The following is a 20,135-nucleotide window of genomic DNA, read 5'->3' as shown; positions in this document are numbered from 1 at the left end:
TCGTTTTGCTGAGATTCATGATGTTAATCACAAAAGTTAACGTTAACATAATAAGAGTGCGATCGCGATCAAATATTCCTCGCCTGCGCACGCGCTACGTGTACGATAGAATATCGTATGATCCTTTTACATCAGTAACTTAGTTAAACCCCGTTGCGACGGCGAGGGTGGAGCACTCAATATGGCATCCCTGAAAGATGTGGCAAAGCTGGCGAATGTGTCGCTGATGACGGTTTCCCGCGCGCTGAATAGCCCGGAAAGGTTGAAACCAGAGACCCTGGCCCGCGTACAGGCGGCTATCGAACAGACCAACTATGTCCCCGATCTGTCAGCGAAAAAAATCCGCGGCGCTCACGCTACGCCAAACACCATCGGGGTACTGGCGCTGGATACCGTGACTACGCCGTTCTCGGTGGAGATTACGCTTTCTATCGAGGAAACTGCGCGTGCCCACGGCTGGAACAGTTTTGTGGTTAATATGTTCTCCGACGATAGCCCGGAAACCATTGTCGATCTGCTGCTCTCTCACCGTCCGGACGGGATCATTTACACCACTATGGGGCTGCGACAGGTGCCGCTTCCGGCCAAGCTGTTGACTCTCCCCTGCGTGCTGGCGAACTGCGAAAGCCTGCACGATCCGGTCGCCAGCTATATTCCGGATGATGAACAAGGGCAATACACCGCGGTGCAGGCCTTGCTGGCTGCGGGCTACCGTCGTCCGCTGTGTCTGCATCTACCGGCTAACCATCTCGCAACCGTCCGCCGCCGTCAGGGGCTGGAACGCGCCTGCCGGGAAGCGGGGATTGACCCGGACGCGCTCGATCACTGCTATATGGCCTACGGCGATGAACACTATCGCGATATTCCCGCCATCGTGTTAGCGCATATCCAACAGCAAAAGCCGCAGTTCGACTCGGTGATTTGCGGCAACGACCGTATTGCATTTATGGTTTATCAGACGCTGTTGGCGCAGGGGTTGCACATTCCGCAGGATGTAGCAGTCGTGGGTTACGATAATATGGTGGGGATCGGCGATCTGTTCTTACCGCCGCTGTCGACGGTACAGCTCCCGCATTATGACATCGGGCGCCTGAGCGCCCTGCATATCATTAACGGCGACAGCCATCGGGAAACGGTACGGGTTGCCAGCCCGTGGCTGCCGCGCGAGTCGCTGTAATTAATTGCCGATGTTGCGCAGCTTCTCGCCGGACATCAGCTTACGTTCGATATGCTCCAGGGTGACGTTTTTGGTTTCCGGAATCAGCCAGAAAGTCACACCGATAAAAGCGATGTTCAGCGCAGTGTAAAGCCAGAAGGTTCCCGCCGCGCCGATTGAATCAAGCAAGGTCAGGAATGTCGCGCCGATAATCATGTTCGACACCCAGTTGGTCGTGGTTGAACAGGTGATACCGAAGTCGCGGCATTTCAGCGGCTGAATTTCCGAACACAAAATCCACACTACCGGCGCGGCGCTCATCGCATAGCCCGCGATGCACATCATGGTCATGCCGACCGACAGCCAGGAAAGGCCGCTGGAGGCAGTGCCGTTATCAAACTGCATCAGGCAGTAGCCCAGCACCAACGTGCCGACAGCCATAACGCTAAAACCGATTTTCAGCGCCGGTTTACGTCCGGCCTTATCGACGGTGAAGACCGCGATAAAGGTGGCGAACATAAAGGTCAGGCCAACCACCAGCGTCGCCACCATCTGCTGCTCGGTGGTGGTGAAACCGGCCATTTTGAAGATACGCGGCGCGTAGTACATGATGATATTCATACCGGTAAACTGTTGCATGGCCTGCAACAACATGCCGAGAAATACCGCGCGGCGCACGTTGCGGTTGATTTTAAACAACGCCCAACCGCCCTGTTTTAGCTTCAGGCTTTCACGAATTTCGTTCAGCTCATCGCGGGCTTTTTCCGAGGTATCGCGCAGCATCCGCAGCACCTCTTCCGCCTCGACGTGACGCCCTTTTTCCGCCAGCCAGCGCGGGCTGTTGGGCAAGAAGACGACCAGAATGATCAGCACAACCGCCGGTAAGGCCAGCACCCCAAGCATCGCCCGCCAGTTACCGCTGTAGCTAAACGCGGTGTCAGAGAGAAATGCCATCACGATCCCCAGCGTTACCATCAGCTGGTACATACTGATCATCTTGCCGCGCACGTTTTCGCTGGCCATTTCAGACAGATACAGCGGTGCGGTATAGGAGGCGATACCTACGGCAACGCCGAGAATGACCCTCGCCGCCAACAGCATTTCGACGCTGGTCGCAAAAGCAGAGCCAATAGAGCCTGCGACAAACAGCACGGCGCCAACCATCAGACTGTATTTACGCCCGAGACGGAACGAGAGCCAGCCGTTAAATAACGCGCCGATCGCGGCACCCAGCATCATGCTGCTCACCACCCACTCCTGCATGCGGCTGGATAAGACAAAATGATCGGTAATAAAGGGCAGCGCCCCGGCAATCACCCCGATGTCGAGGCCAAACAACAATCCCGCCACTGCGGCGGCAATCGAAACAAACTGATTCATGCGCCGGGTATCGCGCTGCGTACGCGGCATTAACGTAGAGTCGTTATTAATTGAAGCCATTTTTTCCTGCCAGACGGAGTAAGACATGTGATGAAAGTACGATATCGGCGGACTAAGGTGTCAGGCAGGACGAGCCAAAGATATGGATTAATAAGCTACCAGTAGCCGTTTTGTGATGGACATTCAACTTTCAAAAGAACAGAAAAAAATCATCTCACTATCGAAAAACCCCATTACACATAGATAATCAGCTAAAAAACAAATAAACCATATGGACTATTCTAATTTCATGATATGGACAATTATTGTTAATACATAAAAAAACCCTGCCGAAGCAGGGTGAGATTGCTGACAAATGCGCTTGAAAGTGAAGAGGATTGGTTTTCTCCTTCTCCCTCCGGGAGAGGGCCGGGGTGAGGGCTTTTTGCACATTCTCCCCTCACCCTAACCCTCTCCCCACAGGGGAGAGGGGATCGTCCATGCTCTTTGATAACGCGGCGAAAATTAGCGCGCCAGCCAGCCGCCATCAACCGCCACGGTGTAGCCGTTGATGTAATCAGACGCGCTGGAAGCCAGAAATACCACCGGACCCATCAGGTCGCTCGGCAGTCCCCAACGTCCTGCCGGGATGCGGTCAAGGATTTCGCTGCTGCGCTGTTCATCAGCACGCAGCTGCTGGGTATTGTTGGTCGCCATATAGCCCGGCGCAAGCGCGTTCACGTTAATACCGTGCTTCGCCCACTCGTTGGCCAGCAGACGGGTCACGCCCATTACCGCACTTTTGGACGCGGTGTAAGACGGCACGCGTATCCCGCCCTGGAAAGAGAGCATGGACGCGATGTTAATGATCTTGCCGCCGTTACCCTGAGCGATAAAGTGCTTCGCCGCCGCCTGAGACATAAAGAACACGCTCTTAATGTTCAGGTTCATCACGTCGTCCCAGTTTTTCTCGCTAAACTCGATAGCGTCTTCACGACGAATCAGACCGGCGTTGTTCACCAGAATATCGATATGACCAAACTCAGCTACCGCACGCTCCAGCAGCTGCGGGATGCCGTCAATCTGGCGCAGGTCTGCGGTCAGGCTAAGAAAACGACGGCCCAGCGCGGTAACGCGTTCAATGGTTTCCGTCGGTTCAACAATATTGATACCCACGATATCGCAGCCGGCTTCCGCCAGGCCGACCGCCATGCCCTGGCCCAGACCTGTATCACAACCGCTGACAACAGCCACTTTGCCCTGTAGGGAGAATGCATCGAGAATCATACTTTGTTCCTTAATCTTTCAGAGCCTGTAGGCACAGGCAAGGTTCTATTGGTCCAGCCTGCTGCTTGCACAGACCCTTATGGTTTTAAGAACTCTATAGGGATTTACTCATAAAAATAAAACAGAGTTCCGTTTTACAGTGAGCACATCTTAGCCCTGGCTAAAGTCATTTTCAATTATTATTAAAACGTTGTTTCAATTTTAAGATAAGTAAATCATGAAAATGCAAAACAGATCACGAAGCGTTGCGCCACCGGCAAAATAAAATCAATTTAAATCGATAAAATACAATAAGTTACAACACCTTTGAAAAATGACGGTAGATCATAAAAAAACGACCATAAAACAAAGATGATCCCGGCATCTGCTGGACAGGCGACAAAAAAGTGCGATCCACCACGGGAAGTTGTTGCGAATTGCGTCCACCATCACAAATAATGAAACGATGTTTTGATAAATTGACACCTATCTTTTAAATCAACTTCCACTGACCAGCTCACGCAGGCTGGCGACATCTCAGGAAGGAAAAGGAGTACATCATGGCTAAAGGCATGCGGGTTAAATTGAATTATGAAGTCAGCCGCGATCCGGACACCGGCGCGGAAATCACCCGCTTAACCCCACCGGAAGTAACCTGTCATCGTAACTATTTCTATCAGAAGTGTTTTTTCAATGATGGCAGCCATTTGCTGTTTGCTGGTGAGTTCGATGGCCACTGGAACTACTATCTGCTGAATCTGGCGAAAGCCGAGGCGGTACAGTTAACGGAAGGTGCCGGTGATAACACCTTTGGTGGTTTCCTCTCTCCGGATGATAAATCCCTCTATTATGTGAAGAACGACCGCACGCTGCTGGAAGTCAACCTCACCACGCTGCAAGAGCGCGAAGTTTATCGCGTCGCCGATGATTGGGTTGGCTACGGTACCTGGGTGGCAAACAGCGATTGCACCAAACTGGTTGGGATCGAGATTGCCAAAAGCGACTGGACGCCGCTCAACGACTGGCAGATTTTCCACGACTTCTTCCATAAAGGCCCCCATTGCCGCCTGCTGCGCGTCGACCTACAAACCGGCGAAAGCAGTGTGATTCACGAAGAGAAAAAATGGCTGGGTCACCCGATTTATCGTCCTTTCGATGACAACACGGTCGCCTTCTGCCACGAAGGCCCGCACGACCTGGTCGATGCGCGGATGTGGATGGTTAATGAAGACGGCAGCAACGTGCGCAAAGTCAAAGAGCATGCACAAGGTGAAAGCTGCACTCATGAATTCTGGGTACCGAACGGTTCTTCGCTGATGTATGTTTCTTATCTGAAGGGCCAGCAGGGCCGGACAATTTATAGCTTCAACCCGGATACCGGCGTCAATGAAGCGGTGATGCAGATGCCAGCATGTTCGCATCTGATGAGTAACTTCGATGGCACGATGCTGGTGGGCGATGGTTCCGGTACGCCGGTCGATGTGAAAGATACCAGCGGCTACACTATCGATAACGACCCCTATCTGTACGCGTTTGATGTCGCGAAGCAGGCATATTTCCGCGTCGCACGCCACGACACCTCCTGGGCAACGGTGGCGAATAGCCGCCAGGTTACTCATCCGCATCCATCCTTTACGCCGGACGATAGCGCAATTCTGTTTAGTTCCGATAAAGACGGCAAGCCTGCTGTTTATATCGCGAAGCTATCGTCGCAGCCTGAGATGCTGAAAGCATAGAATTAGCCACTGTTTAGTTTGAGTTAGTGTTTCTGTAACTGGCCTTGCCCTCCTTTTGGAGGGCTTTTTTATGTCCGGAGTTTTCCCCGGGTCCTTCCAGACGCGGTCTTCCCGGAGGCGGCGCAATGCGCCTGTCCGGGCTTGTATGATGACTCCATCAGAAAGAACCGGCCAGTTCTCTCTGATGGCGGTCCGGATGCCGTGTCCGGGCTTAGGCTTTCGCGCCTGTTCCGTAGATCTTTGCACCGGACTGCCGTTCTTTCTCATGTGATAAACCGGACAGTATCATGGACCGGCTTTCACCGGTAACCCGTATTCGCAAGGTTGGTTTCACTATGGAAAATAAACTGTACTTCATCGGCATTGATGTAGCCAAAGCTAAGCTCGATGTTGATATCCTGCGCCCTGATGGTCGGCATCGCGGTAAAAAATTCGAAAATACGCCCTCCGGACATGAAGCGCTTGTCCGCTGGCTTCGCAGCCATGATGTGAACCATGCCCATGTCTGCATGGAGTCCACCAGTACCTACATGGAAGAGGCTGCCGCGTATCTGAGTGATGCCGGTTATACCGTCTCCATTATCAACCCCGCCCTGAGTGCCGCCTTCGCCCGTAGTGAAGGGTTGCGCAGTAAAACCGACAAAGTCGATGCCCGTATGCTGGCGCACTTCTGCCGGGAGAAACGTCCGTCAGCATGGGAGGCACCGCACCCGACAGAGCGGGCCCTGAAAGCGCTGGTGTTACGGCATCAGGCGCTGACAGAGATGCAGACGCAGGAGAAAAACCGTCAGGAAACAGCCCCGGAGGTCCAGTTAGCGAGCATCGATGTGCTCCTGGAGTGCCTGAGTGCTGAACTGAAACGTATCGAAAAACAGATAAAAGACCTGACGGACAACGACCCGGATATGAAGCAACGGCGGAAGCTGCTGAACAGCATCCCGGGTATCGGCGAGAAAAACGGCGGCGGTCCTGCTGGCGTATACGGGACTGAAGCTGAGGTTTGCCACAGCGCGGCAGTTCGCCGCGTATGCAGGGCTGACGCCGGTGCAGCATGAGTCAGGCAGTAGCGTGATGCGGGCGAGCCGGATGAGTAAAGCGGGTCCGGTTCAGTTGCGCAGAGCATTATATATGCCAGCAATATCAGCGCTGTATCACACGGCGTGGGGAAAAGCGTTCAGAAAGAGACTGGAAGGGAATGGCAAACGCGCGAAAGTTATCATAGGGGCGATGATGCGCAAGCTGGCGCAGGTGGCGTACGGAGTGCTGAAGTCAGGGGAGCCGTTCGATGCGTCACAACATGGAATAGCGGTAGCGTAGGGACGAAAAGACTGCGGGAATAGAAAAACAGCACCCAGAGGGTGCTGTCGCTGGTGTGTCTGTCATCCAGAAACCGGAGAGAGCCCCGCAACTAAAAATGGTTGCCGATGCTCACAGTATCTACATTATGTGCCAATGGGGTAGCCCGGACAGATGCGCAGTACCGCCTCCGGGAAGATAGGTTAATACAAACAGAAAACCCCGGCTGACTGCTCCGGGGAAAACGATGAGGAGGTTTTTTTAATTTAGAACGAGTAGGCAACACCGACGCGGAAACGGGTCTGGCGGTCGCTGCGGTCGTTGACACCGACGTTGCCGAGTTCGCCGTACGGCGCCCAGTTTTTATCCAGCTTATAGGCAACCTTGAGGTTGTATTCCTGAGAGTACGGTTTATTGTCGTTACGTTTCACACCTTCCGTACTGCGCGCATAAACGTAGTTCAGCTCAGCGCGCCAGTCGCCCAGGACGTAACCGGCCCATGCATCGCCACGGTTTACCTTATCATCGTCTTTACCTGCATTCGCCGGATAACGGGTGTAGTCATAACGGTAGCGGGCAGCAACATAGAAGCCGTTATCGAAGCTGTACTGTACGCGCAGGTTCGGTTTATAGATTGAGCGGCTATCGTTACTTTCAATCGCAAACCCGGGCGTTACTGAGAAGTTTTTATCCGCCTTCCACTGCCAGCTAATAGTCTCTTCATGACCATTACCAATGACATCAGAATAAGGCTGGCTGGCGCTATCACCACCTGATTTCCACTTCGCCTCGACGGAGAAGCCAAAACCATTAGCGAAACGATGGGAGACGGAAACGCGGTCAGCGTTGCTCTTGTCCGACTTCCCCCCATCGATAAATTCATGACGTAAATCGACGGTGACAGCTGAAGCCGCGAAAGACATGCCACAGAGTGCAGCAAGGGCCAGAGATTTTGCAAACATGAGGTACCCCTTATAATTTAAAATATCGTTTCTTTTTTATGAAACTGTATTTTATTTTTTAAGTAATAATGTTTTAGTGATCGAGATCGTAATTATTTGTTTCAAAAAAGATGGCACAGCAAGACGTGACCGAGCTCAACAAAATAGAGGGTTACGAGGGAATTTGCGGGGAAAAGTGCTCGATAATAAAAACAAAAAAGCCTCCGCGGGGAGGCTTAGAAAAATCACATCAGAATGGGCTTATACCCTAAATAATTCGAGTTGCTTAAAGGCGGCAAGGGCGTAAGTCCCCAGGAGCATAGATAACTATGTGACTGGGGTGAGCGCACGTAGCCAACACATAAGCAACTTGAAGTATGACGGGTATATTAGCGTTCAACTGCCAACGCTACGCCCTGACCGCCGCCAATACACAGCGTGGCAAGCCCTTTGCGGGCATCGCGTTTAATCATCTCGTGTACCAGGGAAACCAGGATGCGACAACCAGATGCGCCAATCGGGTGGCCGAGAGCAATCGCGCCGCCGTTCACGTTTACCCGTCGTTCATCCCACTCCAGCACCCTACCTACCGAAATGGCCTGGGCGGCAAAAGCTTCATTGGCTTCGATAAGATCGACCTCATCGAGCCTCCAGCCCGCACGCTCCAGACAGCGGCGGGTCGCATGTACCGGAGCTATCCCCATCAGCGCCGGATCGACGCCGACGCTGGCAAAGGCGCGGATCCGCGCCAGAATCGGCAGCCCAAGCTCCTCAGCTTTGGCTTCGCTCATCATCATCACCGCCGCCGCGCCATCATTAATACTCGACGCATTGCCTGCGGTGACCGATCCCAGTCGATCGAAGGTCGGGAGCAGGCTGGCCAGCCCTTCGGCGCTGGCATCAACCCGTGGCTGTTCATCGGTATCCACCAGCCGCGGGGTGCCGTTGAGCTCGGTCGCTATCGGCACAATTTCATCACGAAAGCGGCCAGAATCAATCGCCCGCCGCGCTTTATGCTGTGAGCTGAGCGCCCAGGCATCCTGCAACTCACGGCTGATGCCGTACTCTCGCGCCAGATTCTCTGCCGTGACGCCCATATGATAATCGTTAAACGCATCCCACAGGCCGTCGTGGACCAGGCTGTCAATAAGCTGGCTATTGCCTAACTGCGCACCGGTCCGGCTGTCGGTCAATACATGCGGGGCGCGGCTCATATTCTCCTGGCCGCCAGCAATCACCACATCCGCTTCACCGCACTGAATCGCCTGAGTTGCGAGGTGCAACGCCTTCAGTCCGGAGCCGCAGACGTCATTGATGGTAATAGCAGAAACGGTATTCGGCAGCCCACCGCGAATGGCCGACTGACGCGCCGGGTTTTGCCCGGTGCCCGCAGTCAGGACCTGACCGAGGATCACCTCATCAATACTTTGGGGATCGACACCGCTGCGCTCGACTAACGCTTTCACCACCACGCTGCCCAGTTCCACCGCCGAGTGGCGCGATAATGTGCCCTGAAAACAGCCTATTGGCGTTCGCAACGCGCCGACGATTACGACATCTTTCATCCTCTACCTCTGCTCCGCCCCTGCGCAAAGAAACAGCATCATAGTAGTGAATTGTTATCAAAAAATTTCGTAATTGTTTAAAAAAAGTGAGGGGAATCACAAAGATTATGGGCGATTTTAGCGCCAGGGGTCGCTGACAAACCTGTTTTACGCATCGTGCCCGCTTTTCTGTCAGGTGGCGGCTAGCGCCTTACCTGACCTACGAAAACCCAGCCCGGCCTCCTACCCGACCGACAATACGTTAATCCGCCACCGGGCAATTACGAAGGAGGCTTTCTATGCGCGCCCGTGCCCCTGCAGATGCTGACGCAGCCAGCTTCCCGCTTCTCCCGGCGGAGCTTTCTTGTTCCACAGTAAATCAATAGAAATCGCTCGCGGCCAGCCGGCAATGTCCAGCGTCACCAGGGTGCCGCTGCCGGCAAACTCCTCCACCAGCGCACAGGGCAAAATGCACCATCCCAGCCCCTGCGCCGCCATGCTGAACAGCAGCAGATAGTTCGGGGCCGACCAGACCTGCCCCCGCGCCGGTTCCGGAGTACTTTCCAGATAGGTACTTAAGCGCAGCTCCCGCCAGCTATGCAGTTCATCCCAGCTCACTCTGCCCCGGGCCGCCAGCCCGTGATCGGGAGCGACATAAATAGCCATCTCGGTTCGCATCGGCAGGCGGATACTGCCGATCTCCGTCGGATAGCTATCCCTGGCCTCAATCAGTCCCACCTGCGCCCGCTCTTTTTGCAGCAGGTCGACAACATCCTCATCTTCACCAATCAGGCACTCAAATTCGGTATGTGGAAAACGGCGGTCAAACTGCGCCAGCAGATCTTCAAGCACATCGGGATGCAGCGTATCGGAAAGCACAAAAGTCAGCCGTGCCTCCGTTTTACCGGAGAGCGAAATCGCCAGCTCATCCAGCCTGTCGCTGGCCGCCAGAATGGCTTTGACATAGCTCAGTACCTGTTCACCCTGCGGCGTGAGCGTCGGTTGCCGGGAGCTGCGATCGAAGAGCGTCACGCCAAGATCGGCTTCCAGGTTGGCAATCGCCGTACTGATGGTGGACTGACTTTTCCGCAGCCGCCGCGCCGCAGCAGAAAACGAACCGCAGGCGACGGTTTCGACAAAAGCGGTTAAGGCTTCGGGAGAATAGCGCATGAACTATCTACTTTATCGATGGATACTATCTTTTGTTTATCATATTTTTCCATAAAATGCCGGGTAAATTCTTATTAAGGCCAGAGGTAACAAGCCATGCAACAACATAACGTACAGCGTAAAACGCTGACGGAACGCGTCATCCACGCGATCAGCTTTGAAGGTCTCGCGACCCTGATTCTCGCCCCTACTGCCGCATGGCTGATGCAGCGTTCGGTCGTTGAGATGGGCGGACTGAGTATTCTGCTGGCGACCGTCGCGATGATCTGGAACATCATCTATAACGCCATTTTCGACCGCCTGTGGCCGGTGTCGCGCGTGGTGCGTAACCTGCGCGTCCGTGCACTACACGCTATCGGCTTTGAGTCGGGTTTTATCATCATCGGCGTAACCCTCGTCGCGCTGGTGCTCGGCGTCTCGCTGTTGCAGGCATTTATGCTGGAAATCGGCTTTATGCTGTTCTTCCTGCCCTACACCATGGCGTTTAACTGGGCCTGGGATACGCTGCGCGAGCGCGTCTTCAAGCATCGCCAGCAACGCATTATCGCCCGTAGCTAACCTTTTGGCGGATCGCCGGTACCTTAACCGACGATCCGCCGCTTCATTTATCCACCAGAAACTATCGCCGCAGACGAATCATAAATGTGATAAATTGCACTCCTTTTTGTTCGTTTTCTGGTTGATAAAGTCGCATAATGTCTAAAATTTGGTCTAAAGAAGAAACTCTTTGGAGTTTTGCCTTATATGGCACTGCTGTAGGCGCTGGCACGTTATTCTTGCCGATCCAACTGGGATCCGCTGGCGCTATCGTTCTGTTCATCACCGCACTGGTCGCCTGGCCGCTAACTTACTGGCCGCATAAAGCACTGAGCCAGTTCATTCTCTCCGCCAAAATCGCGCCAGGCGCTGGCATTACCGGGGCCGTTAATCACTATTACGGAAAAAAGATCGGTAACCTGATTACCGGGCTCTATTTCCTCGCCTTTTTCGTGGTCATCCTGATCTATGCCGTCGCCATCACTAACTCGCTGGCCGAGCAGTTAGCCAGGCATGTGCCCATTACGCCAGGCGTGCGCGCGCTGCTCAGCCTGAGCGTGGTGCTGGTGCTCAATCTGATCTTTTTGATGGGCCGCCATATCACTATCAAAGTGATGGGTTTTTTAGTGTTCCCGCTGATCGCCTGCTTCCTGTTCCTCTCCATCTATCTGATTGGCAGCTGGCAGCCGGAGTATCTGACCAGTCAAATGCAACTGACCTCGCACACGTTCCACCAAATCTGGATCTCCATTCCCGTGATGGTTTTCGCTTTTAGCCATACGCCAATTATTTCAACTTTTGCTATCGACCAGCAGGAGAAATATGGCGAGCAGGCCATGGGTAAATGCAAAAAAATCATGAAGGTGGCCTACACCCTCATCTGCGCCAGCGTACTGTTTTTCGTTTTTAGCTGCCTGCTGTCGATACCGACAACCTATATTGAAACCGCTCGTAACGAAGGGGTAACCATTCTCTCCGCGTTATCGATGATGCCGGGCTCCCCGGCATGGCTGGCGGTCACCGGGATTATCGTGGCGGTAGTGGCAATGTCGAAGTCGTTCCTCGGCACTTATTTTGGGGTGATTGAAGGGGCCAGTGAAATCGTCAAGACGTCGCTCGGCCAGATTGGCATTCGTAAAAGCCGCGCGTTTAATCGGGCGATGTCGATCCTGCTGGTTTCGACGCTGACCTTTGTCGTCTGCTTTATCAATCCCAACGCTATCTCGATGATTTATGCCATCAGCGGTCCGCTCATTGCGATGATTCTGTTTATCATGCCGACCCTGTCGACCTATCTTATTCCAGCGCTAAAGTCTTACCGCTCAGTGGGTAACTTTATTACCCTGGTCATCGGTTTGCTGTGCGTTTCGGTGATGTTCTTCAGTTGATCCTCCGTGCGGCGAAGGCTCTCTTTCGCCGCACTTTCTGCCAATATTCTTATCTCCCCAATCCTCCTGACGGGCATACACTTAGAGCCTGCACACCATCAGGGGGAGTTTCTATGTCCAGCGTAAAATTATCCGGAACCGGCACCTTAGGCGATCGTCAGGTTTATCGCCTGGGATACGGGGCAATGCAGCTTGCAGGACCGGGCGTCTTTGGTCCGCCAAAAGATCCTGAGACGGCTATCCGCGTGCTGCAAGAAGCCGTCGCCTCGGGGGTTAATCACATCGATACCTCCGATTTTTACGGCCCGCATGTCACTAATCAACTGATTCGCAAAGCGCTACATCCCTATTCTGACGAGCTATGCATCGTCACCAAAGTCAGCGCTCGCCGTGATGAAAAAGGCAATTGGTTGCCTGCGATGTCCCCCGCAGAACTGACCCAGGCGGTGGAAGATAACCTGCGCAATCTGGGCCTTGACGTTCTGGAGGTGGTGAATCTGCGCAGTATGCTCAGCGCTCATGGCCCGGTTGAAGGTTCGCTGGAAGGGCCATTAACCACGCTGCTGGAGCTTAAAGAGCGCGGGTTAATTCGCCATATCGGGCTAAGTAACGTCACCGCCAAACAGGTGGCGGATGCCCAAAAACTCACGCCCATCGTCTGCGTGCAGAACCAATATAATGTCGCAAATCGTCAGGATGACCCGCTTATCGATGCGCTTGCAGCGCAGAATATCGCCTGGGTGCCGTTCTTCCCGCTCGGCGGTTTCACGCCGCTGCAGGCGCAAGAGCTTAATGACGTCGCCGCCGCTCTGGACGCCACGCCAATGCAGGTTGCGCTGGCCTGGCTGCTACAACGTTCACCGAATATCCTGCTCATCCCCGGTACTTCTTCGCTACAACATCTGCGGGAAAACCTTGCCGCTGCTGAATTAATCCTGCCGGCCGATGCCCTGGCCACTCTGGATAACCTCCAACCGCAATCCTGATTTTCAGGCATCGGCAAATGAAAATTTGCCGATGCCTGCTCCTTAATATTTGCCTGGAATTACCTTAAAGCCACAGGCACTATACATCCTACAAATTAGCGTTATTCTCTGACGGATAACCCTATATACAGCATAGTTTCATACTTTTTTGACAAGCCTCCTTATTGGAGGCTTCTGTCGTTTTTGTCTCATCAAATTTTTCGAACTCTTGATTACAGGAAAAACAACATCTCATTCAAAGTTTATACAAATCAATTTAGCGATAAAGATAGCTAATAACATCAAATGCTCATAAAAACATCTGATTAACACAATCAGAATGTTTGTATTGCCATATAAAAAAATCAACCAGACACAATAACTTTCACAAGGATTTCACATGATAGAGGGAACGATAAAGACCAGTAAGTATGAAATTATTGCTATTTTCAGGGAAGAACTCCGAAAGCAAGCAGAGATAGAAGTATTTGTTAATAACAAAAGTACTATTACTCAGCTAACGCGCGTGGATTTTGCCGAATTCCATATCTCAACCACCAGCAAAATCCCTCCAGGGCATAAAGTTAAATTTATTTTGCATAGTGATTCAGGAAAAATCGAATTCAGCGCGGTGTTAAAGAAAAATTATGCGTATAGCGAGGGAAAATGCAATAAGGTCGCATTTACCTTACCCGAATGTATCCAGGTGGTGCAACGACGCCGCGATCCCCGGTTCCGTCTTCGCCACGAACATGAGTTTTTCTGCCATGGCCGACATAAGAATGGCGAAAACTATCTTTTCGAGATCAAAGACATTTCAGACGGCGGTTGCGCATTAATGACTAAAAACCCCAATCTGAAATTCCTCAGCCACAATGCCGTTCTCAAGAACGCCATTCTGGCACTCGCCGAATATGGTGAGATTACCGTAGATTTGGTTATAAAGAATGTCGTTATGGTGACTTTAGATGATAACGAGGAGCGGGAAAGCTACTACCAGATTTCTTGCCAATTTACATTTCGCCATCTTGATAACAAGAAGAGAATAGAGAAAATGCTGCTCGACTTGATTATGGAAGCCAAGAGAAAAAAGAGAGTCTAAAGACATTGGAAAGTATATTACTTTACACCGATGACAATATTATCGGGCGATCAATCCAGGATTACCTGGTTGATAATGAGAAATATGTCACCCCCCTAAGCCTCCAGGATATTGTTACGGGTGCCCATCTCCCTCTGGCGGGTACTGTTATTGTTAACCTCATCCATAAGGATATCTCTGTGGCCACGACGGTCGCATTACTCAACACGCTACGCGTGCACCTTGCACACTGCGCAATGCGGGTTCTGATTGTAAAAAACGAACTCGCCAGCTTATGTCGTGAGCTTATTGACCTGGAAAACTTATTGATTTTGACGGAAAAATCATCTTTATCGGATTTCTCAGCCATCATCAATCGTCCTGTAACTGCCAGCGACAGCCAGGGTTTATGCACTCAGCGAAAGCTGACAGCCAGGGAACTTCAGGTTCTGGAGTTAATTATTGCCTGCAACAACAATAAAAGAATCGCCGTACTTCTCAATATTGACCATAAAACGGTGCATAGCCATAAGGTTCACATTATGAAAAAACTCGGAATGAATAGCTCACGGATAATGCATGCCAGAATAGTCAACATGTATCATTGTTGAGAACAAAATATGCAGGTGACCAATCAAAATCCGATAATTCATTGGCAATCAGCCTTTAATAATCATTCCCATCGGTAGAAAGGTCACCTATAATAATCTGATCCTCTCTTTACCTCTGACCTGATTTCTAACGAGAGATAATGAACGCAACTCTGTTTTCCGACCATAATTTATCACGTAGCGATATAGCAGTTCGTTATGTCTTTCAGAAAATGTTCTCCCCACAAGGCGTACTTGTCGCCGTTGAGTGTCTGAGCCGTTTTGATCATATCCCTATTTCTCCTGAAAATTTCTTTCGCTATGCCAATTCGGGATTACGAGAAAGCATATTTATGGAGCAACTGGCACTAATCGAAAAACATAAGCAGTGGTTTCTCAAAAATGGTATTTCAGCCACAATTAATGTCGATGATCATATTCTCAACGTTTTACTAAGACCGGAGATTAAAGAAATTGTCGAACAACTCGGCTGCGTTCATTTCGAAGTCACGGAAAACTCCAACAAACTGTTGAATAATGCTCTCGCCTCCTGGAGCGATCCACAAAGCACCTCGCTATGGCTTGATGACTTCGGCTCTGGCTATGCCGGCATTAACGCTATCCGCGGTTATCATTTTGATTATGTCAAAATTGATAAAAACTTTTTCTGGCATTTAATGCAAAAAGATTCTGGTCGGCCTTTAATGGATGCGCTGGTGACCTTTCTTTCGCGTAATCACCATAATGTCATTATTGAAGGTGTCGAAACTGAGGCTCATAAAAAATGGCTACAAGGGATGGAGTGGTTTGCTATTCAGGGGCATTACTGGAAAGAAGTCAGCATTGAACAACTGGTTAAAGAAGATATTACGCTATAAAAAATGCACAGACGTATTTCCCTCACTCCGGCCCTCTCCCACAGGGAGAGGGAGAAAACCAGTCCGACTTTTACTTGCAGAATTAATTATAAACCAGCTCCCAGGTCGCCCAACTGGTTAGCAAACCACTGGTCGCTTTTTCGGGTGCGGGCGTCACGTAGCCGATGTAATACGTAAACACGCCGCCATTGACTGCTTTCTCCACCAGCGGCACCCGGTTTTGCTGTGGATCGGCCGGGACAATTTTATTGCTCTTATCCAGCGTATTATTATCGTTGGTCGCCAGCGCCAGAAAAATATGACTGGCCCCATCCGCCCGCGTATTAGCCAGATAACCGGCATTTTCATTGCTGACGGAATTGACCATAAATCCGTCAATCCAGCGCACGTTCACCATGCGAATTTCATTTTCATCCGCCGCGCCGCCATCATGGCGTAACTGGCAGTTCGATAACTCCAGGGTGAAGGGCTGCGGCTTCATAAATGCCCCCGCGCCGCGATCGTGCACTTCCGCAAGGCTGACCGGCGCCAGCCAGACGCTACCGCTGCCCGCATTGTTGCCGCCGTTGAGCGCCACGCTACAGGAGATATCGGTCACCCGACCGGCAAAATCTACCCGCCCTTGTTCATAATTCGTCTCAAATCCCCACGCCGAAGAGGCCACAAGCGCCCCGCCCATCAGAGTCAGTTGGATGAGTCTTTTGCTATTTTTATACTGTGCTGAATCACTCATTCCCGCCTCCCGAATTAATCGTACGTCAGGTTAAAGATCATGTGCGACTCCACCTCACCGGTACTGGTGGTCGGCCCATATTGATAGAACCGCGCATGGAGAGGCAGGGTGATATAGCGTGTCTCCTGCGTGCGCAGCGACCCGGTACTGTATTTCTTATTGAATTCCAGCGGCGCGCCATCCTTCAGGACCTGAATCCCAATCCCTTTCGCAAGCGATGTACCGGCTTTTTCATTCAGCAGCGCCCCACGGGTTAAGCTCGTGCCGGTCGCCAGGGAGCCGGAGAACGAAGTCTGGATATTGGCGTATCCCGACTCGCTTAAGCCACCGCTGCACTGCAGCTCAATATTAAAATCTTTGCCCCCGGCGGTAGTGCCCACGCCGTTGAGATCGCTGCGCTTGATGGTGCCGACATCAACGTTCATGTTTTTGCCGCTCAGAATGGTACACGAGGGCGAAACCACGGTGATGGCGTTGGCGCTGAGGCGCGTTTCCAGGATTGGGTTGTTGCCGCTCTCCCAGTCGTAAGAGGTATATTTACCCGCCGCCAGAGTACCGCTGCCGGTGACGGCGGCGGTTTTAATCACTTCAAGGGTAAAGCGAGAGCCTTCCAGTGAATAACTGGTGGTCCTGCTGGCGTAGTTGGAGAAGACATCAGGGTAGATAATATTCACCGTCGCGCCGCCGCGGCTAAAACGCAGGCCAATGCCCGGCACGTTGGTGGAATAGATTTTATTCCCCAGATCGGTCGCCCCGGTCGCAACGATTTTTGCCACAAAGCGGTTATTGCCGGTGGTACAGCTATAGCTTGCCCCACCCGGCGCCGACATCGTCCAGTCGCGGGAAACGATAACTGACCCCACCGGTAAATCCGGTGGAACAACGACTCGCCCGACGACCATATCCAGGCTCACCGTCGGCTGCGAAAGGCGCGAGCAGGATGCCCATGCCGACGTCGTCCCCAGCGCCATTAAGCCAATAAAAAGCGTCAGTTTTTTACTTAGCGACATAGCGTTTCCTTTGTTTTTTCCTGACTCAAATCCACCGAACATTGTCCACCACTCCACTTAACCGTGGCCTTCGGTGCGCTGGCGTCGCTGATAAACATCATGCTGCCCTGTCCTACCACGCCGATTTCCTTCCCGGTAGCGTCAAATATCGTGGCGCCGAACGGTAGAGGCTGACCATTCGCCTGACGCACCTGCAACGTAATGTTGTTTTGCACCGTGGTATCGAAAGAGACCTTGACCACGCTGCCTTCCCACGGCACCACCTGCGCCACGGTACGGTCAAAGGCGACATCGTCGTTGCTGCCTTTCGGGTCAATTTCAACGGAGTTAATCCGGTAAGGTCGCAGATACGGCAGAATGGCGTAGCCGTTGCTGTCAATGCGGGTCCCCGGCGAACCCGGCAACATCGCGCCTGCGGCATCCTTCGCTTCGATCAGCGCCATGGTGGTGCCGCTTTCCGGCGAGAACACCACGCCATGTTGGTGAGCAATCAGCGTCCCGCTAGCGCCCAGACCGCTCTGGCGATAACCCTCGCCCTGGCTATAGCTGCCGTTCAACGTGGTCCACGGGGTACGATAGCTGCCGTTCAGCGCCACATCATGCTGACCGCCGGTCGCCGTGGTTGTCGACACGCCGTAGTTGAGGTTGTTTTCGCTATCCAGCGAACCGTTGACGCCAATCTGCGAGCTGGCGAAGCGCGAATTATTAAACGAGGTATTTGACGTCAGGTTGGCGGTGCGATTTTCACCAAACCATAACGGATAGCTAAAGTTGAGCGAAACGCGATCGTCGCGGCGATGACCGGAGCTATCCGGGGTATAGACGCGCTGCGCGCTGACCGACCACGAGAGACGACCGTACATGTTGTTGTAACTAAACTGGTACTGCTTCTCGGTTCCGGAACGGTTCCAGTAATCTGCCACCCGGCCGCTCAGATAAAAACCGCCCCAGCCGTCCGGCAGGTTCTGGTTAACCGTGAAGGTCATACCGTTTTTCTGCCGCCACACGGTGTAGTTGCTGTTACGGTTCTTTTCCTGATCGACCGCATACAGCGCGTCGTTCAGGTTGTAATAGCCTTTGGTGGAGTAGCGATAAGCCGCCAGCACGATGCTGGTCTGGGTTTCGGTAAACATGCGGTTAAAAGTGGCGCGATAGCTTTGCCCCTGCTCGTCGAGGGTGTCGCTCTTCAGGCGTGAATGAGTAACGTCGAATGACAGCGCGCCGATGCCGGTGTTCATCCCGGTACCCAGCAGGAACGCCTGATAGTCATCAAAGCCGGTCACGCCGGTATAGCCGGTAAACAGGTTATTTAAACCGTGCTGCCAGGTTCCCTGGTAGAGCATCGGTTTATTGCGCAGCGAACTATCATCGACCTTACCGGCGGAGAGCGCATAGCGGGTCATCCCGGGACGCAGCAATTGCGCCACCGAAGCGTAAGGCACGCTAAACACCTCGACTGAACCATCGGCCTCTTTAACCGAAACTTCCAGGTCGCTACCGTAACCAGAGGGATAAACGTCCTGCAGAGTAAACGGCCCCGGCGGCACGGTGGTCTGATAGATAATATTGCTGCCCTGGCGTACCGTCACCAGGGCGTTACTTTGCGCCACGCCGCGGATTTCTGGCGCGTAGGAACGCATGCCGTCCGGGAACATATTGTCATCGGTCGCCAGGTTTACCCCACGCAGGCCGATGGTGTCGAAGAACTCGCCGTTGGTGAAAATCTGCCCGCCGCTGACAATCGAGTTAATCTGTGGAATCGGCCTTTGCAGGTAGGTCTGGTTACTGTTCCAGTGTGCTTTTCCCTGCTGCTGCTGCCAGTTCAGGTTACCGATGTGCTTAAGCAGCCACCCATCCCAGGAAAAACCCGCGTTGACGCCAAGATACGCGCTGTTGTTATCCGAGCTGTTTGCCGATGAGCTGTGGCTGTTCCAGGCGTTGGCCATCCAGCCTAAATTCAGCGCCGCAACGCCTTTATCCCAGAACTCCGGGCTGACAAAGTTTTTAAGGCGCTGATCTTCGTAAATTTGTGGTACGGAAATATCCAGTCTCAGGGAGGACTGAATCAGGCTATCCTTGACGTTTTCTTCGTTACGCCACTCTTGCAGACGGCCGCAGAAGCCCTCTTTTTCGCTCAGTTGCGGGTTGAACTTCTCCGGCGAGATACCGTATTGCATCAGCATCGCTTTGGTGTAACAGACGCCCATTTTGCCGTCTTTACCCGCGGTGACTTTCAGGTCGTAGCGACCTTTCCACTCGCCGTTGGTGTACACGTCCAGTGAATAGACGCCCTCGGAGATGGCGCTGGTCGAGAAGCGCGACAGATCGACCTTTTCGCGGCTGCCGACGATAAAACCATCGTTAAACTGATAGACCGTTCCCGGGTTTTCCTCTCCGCTGGAAAATGGCGGAAAGCAGCACAGCGCAACCGCAATGGCCGTGCTTAATCTTCCCGGGCAGATTGACCTCTGCTTCATGATCGTTT

Annotated in this window: 16 protein-coding genes and 1 pseudogene; 9 read left to right on the top strand and 8 right to left on the bottom strand. The window is 52.6% G+C overall.

Going from position 1 to position 20,135, the window contains the following annotated elements:
* Positions 1-181: 181 nt before the first annotated feature.
* Entirely contained in the window at positions 182-1,177 is a 996-nt protein-coding gene (locus ACMYSL_RS05525; protein ID WP_434661656.1) for a LacI family DNA-binding transcriptional regulator, read from the top strand.
* Here ACMYSL_RS05525 and araE read toward each other — a convergent pair whose 3' ends face one another.
* Positions 1,178-2,596, bottom strand: coding sequence for an arabinose-proton symporter AraE (gene araE, locus ACMYSL_RS05520; protein ID WP_181484998.1), 1,419 nt, complete (start codon positions 2,594-2,596; stop codon positions 1,178-1,180). It lies immediately after the preceding gene.
* 444 nt (positions 2,597-3,040) lie between these two features.
* Complete coding sequence (gene kduD / locus ACMYSL_RS05515) at positions 3,041-3,802, bottom strand: 2-dehydro-3-deoxy-D-gluconate 5-dehydrogenase KduD (protein WP_110276421.1); 762 nt, start codon at positions 3,800-3,802, stop codon at positions 3,041-3,043.
* A gap of 539 nt (positions 3,803-4,341) precedes the next feature.
* On the opposite strand from kduD, the gene ACMYSL_RS05510 reads away from it, so the two are divergent.
* Together ACMYSL_RS05510 and ACMYSL_RS05505 are read left to right on the top strand one after the other, a co-directional pair.
* Positions 4,342-5,517, top strand: a complete 1,176-nt coding sequence (locus ACMYSL_RS05510) for an oligogalacturonate lyase family protein (RefSeq protein WP_434661653.1) — start codon at positions 4,342-4,344, stop codon at positions 5,515-5,517.
* A gap of 335 nt (positions 5,518-5,852) precedes the next feature.
* Positions 5,853-6,834: pseudogene (locus tag ACMYSL_RS05505) on the top strand (IS110 family transposase).
* A gap of 245 nt (positions 6,835-7,079) precedes the next feature.
* Here the strand turns inward: ACMYSL_RS05505 and ACMYSL_RS05500 are convergent.
* The 3 genes from ACMYSL_RS05500 to ACMYSL_RS05490 all read right to left on the bottom strand — a co-directional run bounded on the left by ACMYSL_RS05500 (position 7,080) and on the right by ACMYSL_RS05490 (position 10,468).
* Positions 7,080-7,775, bottom strand: coding sequence for an oligogalacturonate-specific porin KdgM family protein (locus ACMYSL_RS05500; RefSeq protein ID WP_182234737.1), 696 nt, complete (start codon positions 7,773-7,775; stop codon positions 7,080-7,082).
* Between the two features lie 368 nt (positions 7,776-8,143).
* Positions 8,144-9,319: an acetyl-CoA C-acetyltransferase gene (locus ACMYSL_RS05495; RefSeq protein WP_182234739.1), complete on the bottom strand. Its 1,176-nt coding sequence runs from the start codon at positions 9,317-9,319 to the stop codon at positions 8,144-8,146.
* A 276-nt stretch (positions 9,320-9,595) separates the two neighbouring features.
* A complete protein-coding gene (locus ACMYSL_RS05490) occupies positions 9,596-10,468 on the bottom strand; it encodes a LysR family transcriptional regulator (protein ID WP_434661651.1) in 873 nt (290 codons plus the stop codon).
* A gap of 96 nt (positions 10,469-10,564) precedes the next feature.
* Between ACMYSL_RS05490 and ACMYSL_RS05485 the strand changes: the two genes are divergently transcribed.
* The 6 genes from ACMYSL_RS05485 to mrkJ all read left to right on the top strand — a co-directional run bounded on the left by ACMYSL_RS05485 (position 10,565) and on the right by mrkJ (position 15,907).
* Positions 10,565-11,026: a multidrug/biocide efflux PACE transporter gene (locus ACMYSL_RS05485; protein ID WP_182234743.1), complete on the top strand. Its 462-nt coding sequence runs from the start codon at positions 10,565-10,567 to the stop codon at positions 11,024-11,026.
* A gap of 137 nt (positions 11,027-11,163) precedes the next feature.
* Entirely contained in the window at positions 11,164-12,393 is a 1,230-nt protein-coding gene (locus ACMYSL_RS05480; RefSeq protein WP_434661650.1) for an amino acid permease, read from the top strand.
* Between the two features lie 113 nt (positions 12,394-12,506).
* Positions 12,507-13,379, top strand: coding sequence for an aldo/keto reductase family oxidoreductase (locus tag ACMYSL_RS05475; protein ID WP_434661649.1), 873 nt, complete (start codon positions 12,507-12,509; stop codon positions 13,377-13,379).
* Positions 13,380-13,758: 379 nt separating this feature from the next.
* A complete protein-coding gene (locus tag ACMYSL_RS05470; protein ID WP_112213990.1) occupies positions 13,759-14,460 on the top strand; it encodes a flagellar brake protein in 702 nt (233 codons plus the stop codon).
* Positions 14,461-14,465: 5 nt separating this feature from the next.
* Positions 14,466-15,050 (top strand): helix-turn-helix transcriptional regulator, encoded by a 585-nt coding sequence (locus ACMYSL_RS05465; RefSeq protein ID WP_182234750.1) that lies wholly within the window; start codon positions 14,466-14,468, stop codon positions 15,048-15,050.
* Between the two features lie 140 nt (positions 15,051-15,190).
* Positions 15,191-15,907: a cyclic-di-GMP phosphodiesterase MrkJ gene (gene mrkJ, locus ACMYSL_RS05460; RefSeq protein WP_181484988.1), complete on the top strand. Its 717-nt coding sequence runs from the start codon at positions 15,191-15,193 to the stop codon at positions 15,905-15,907.
* Positions 15,908-15,989: 82 nt separating this feature from the next.
* On the opposite strand, the gene ACMYSL_RS05455 is transcribed toward mrkJ, so the two are convergent.
* The 3 genes from ACMYSL_RS05455 to ACMYSL_RS05445 are packed head-to-tail and all read right to left on the bottom strand — an operon-like array spanning position 15,990 to position 20,127.
* Positions 15,990-16,640, bottom strand: coding sequence for a fimbrial protein (locus ACMYSL_RS05455; RefSeq protein ID WP_112217401.1), 651 nt, complete (start codon positions 16,638-16,640; stop codon positions 15,990-15,992).
* 14 nt (positions 16,641-16,654) lie between these two features.
* Positions 16,655-17,650 (bottom strand): fimbrial protein, encoded by a 996-nt coding sequence (locus tag ACMYSL_RS05450; RefSeq protein ID WP_434661647.1) that lies wholly within the window; start codon positions 17,648-17,650, stop codon positions 16,655-16,657.
* Positions 17,641-20,127, bottom strand: coding sequence for a fimbria/pilus outer membrane usher protein (locus ACMYSL_RS05445; RefSeq protein ID WP_182234756.1), 2,487 nt, complete (start codon positions 20,125-20,127; stop codon positions 17,641-17,643). The genes ACMYSL_RS05450 and ACMYSL_RS05445 overlap by 10 nt, the downstream gene beginning before the upstream one ends.
* Positions 20,128-20,135 lie beyond the last annotated feature (8 nt).

The organism is Klebsiella sp. MISC125, assembly GCF_051131775.1.
Lineage (GTDB): Bacteria > Pseudomonadota > Gammaproteobacteria > Enterobacterales > Enterobacteriaceae > Klebsiella.
The sequence above is the reverse complement of the archived record's forward strand: the minus strand, read 5'-3'. Positions and strand labels throughout refer to the sequence as shown.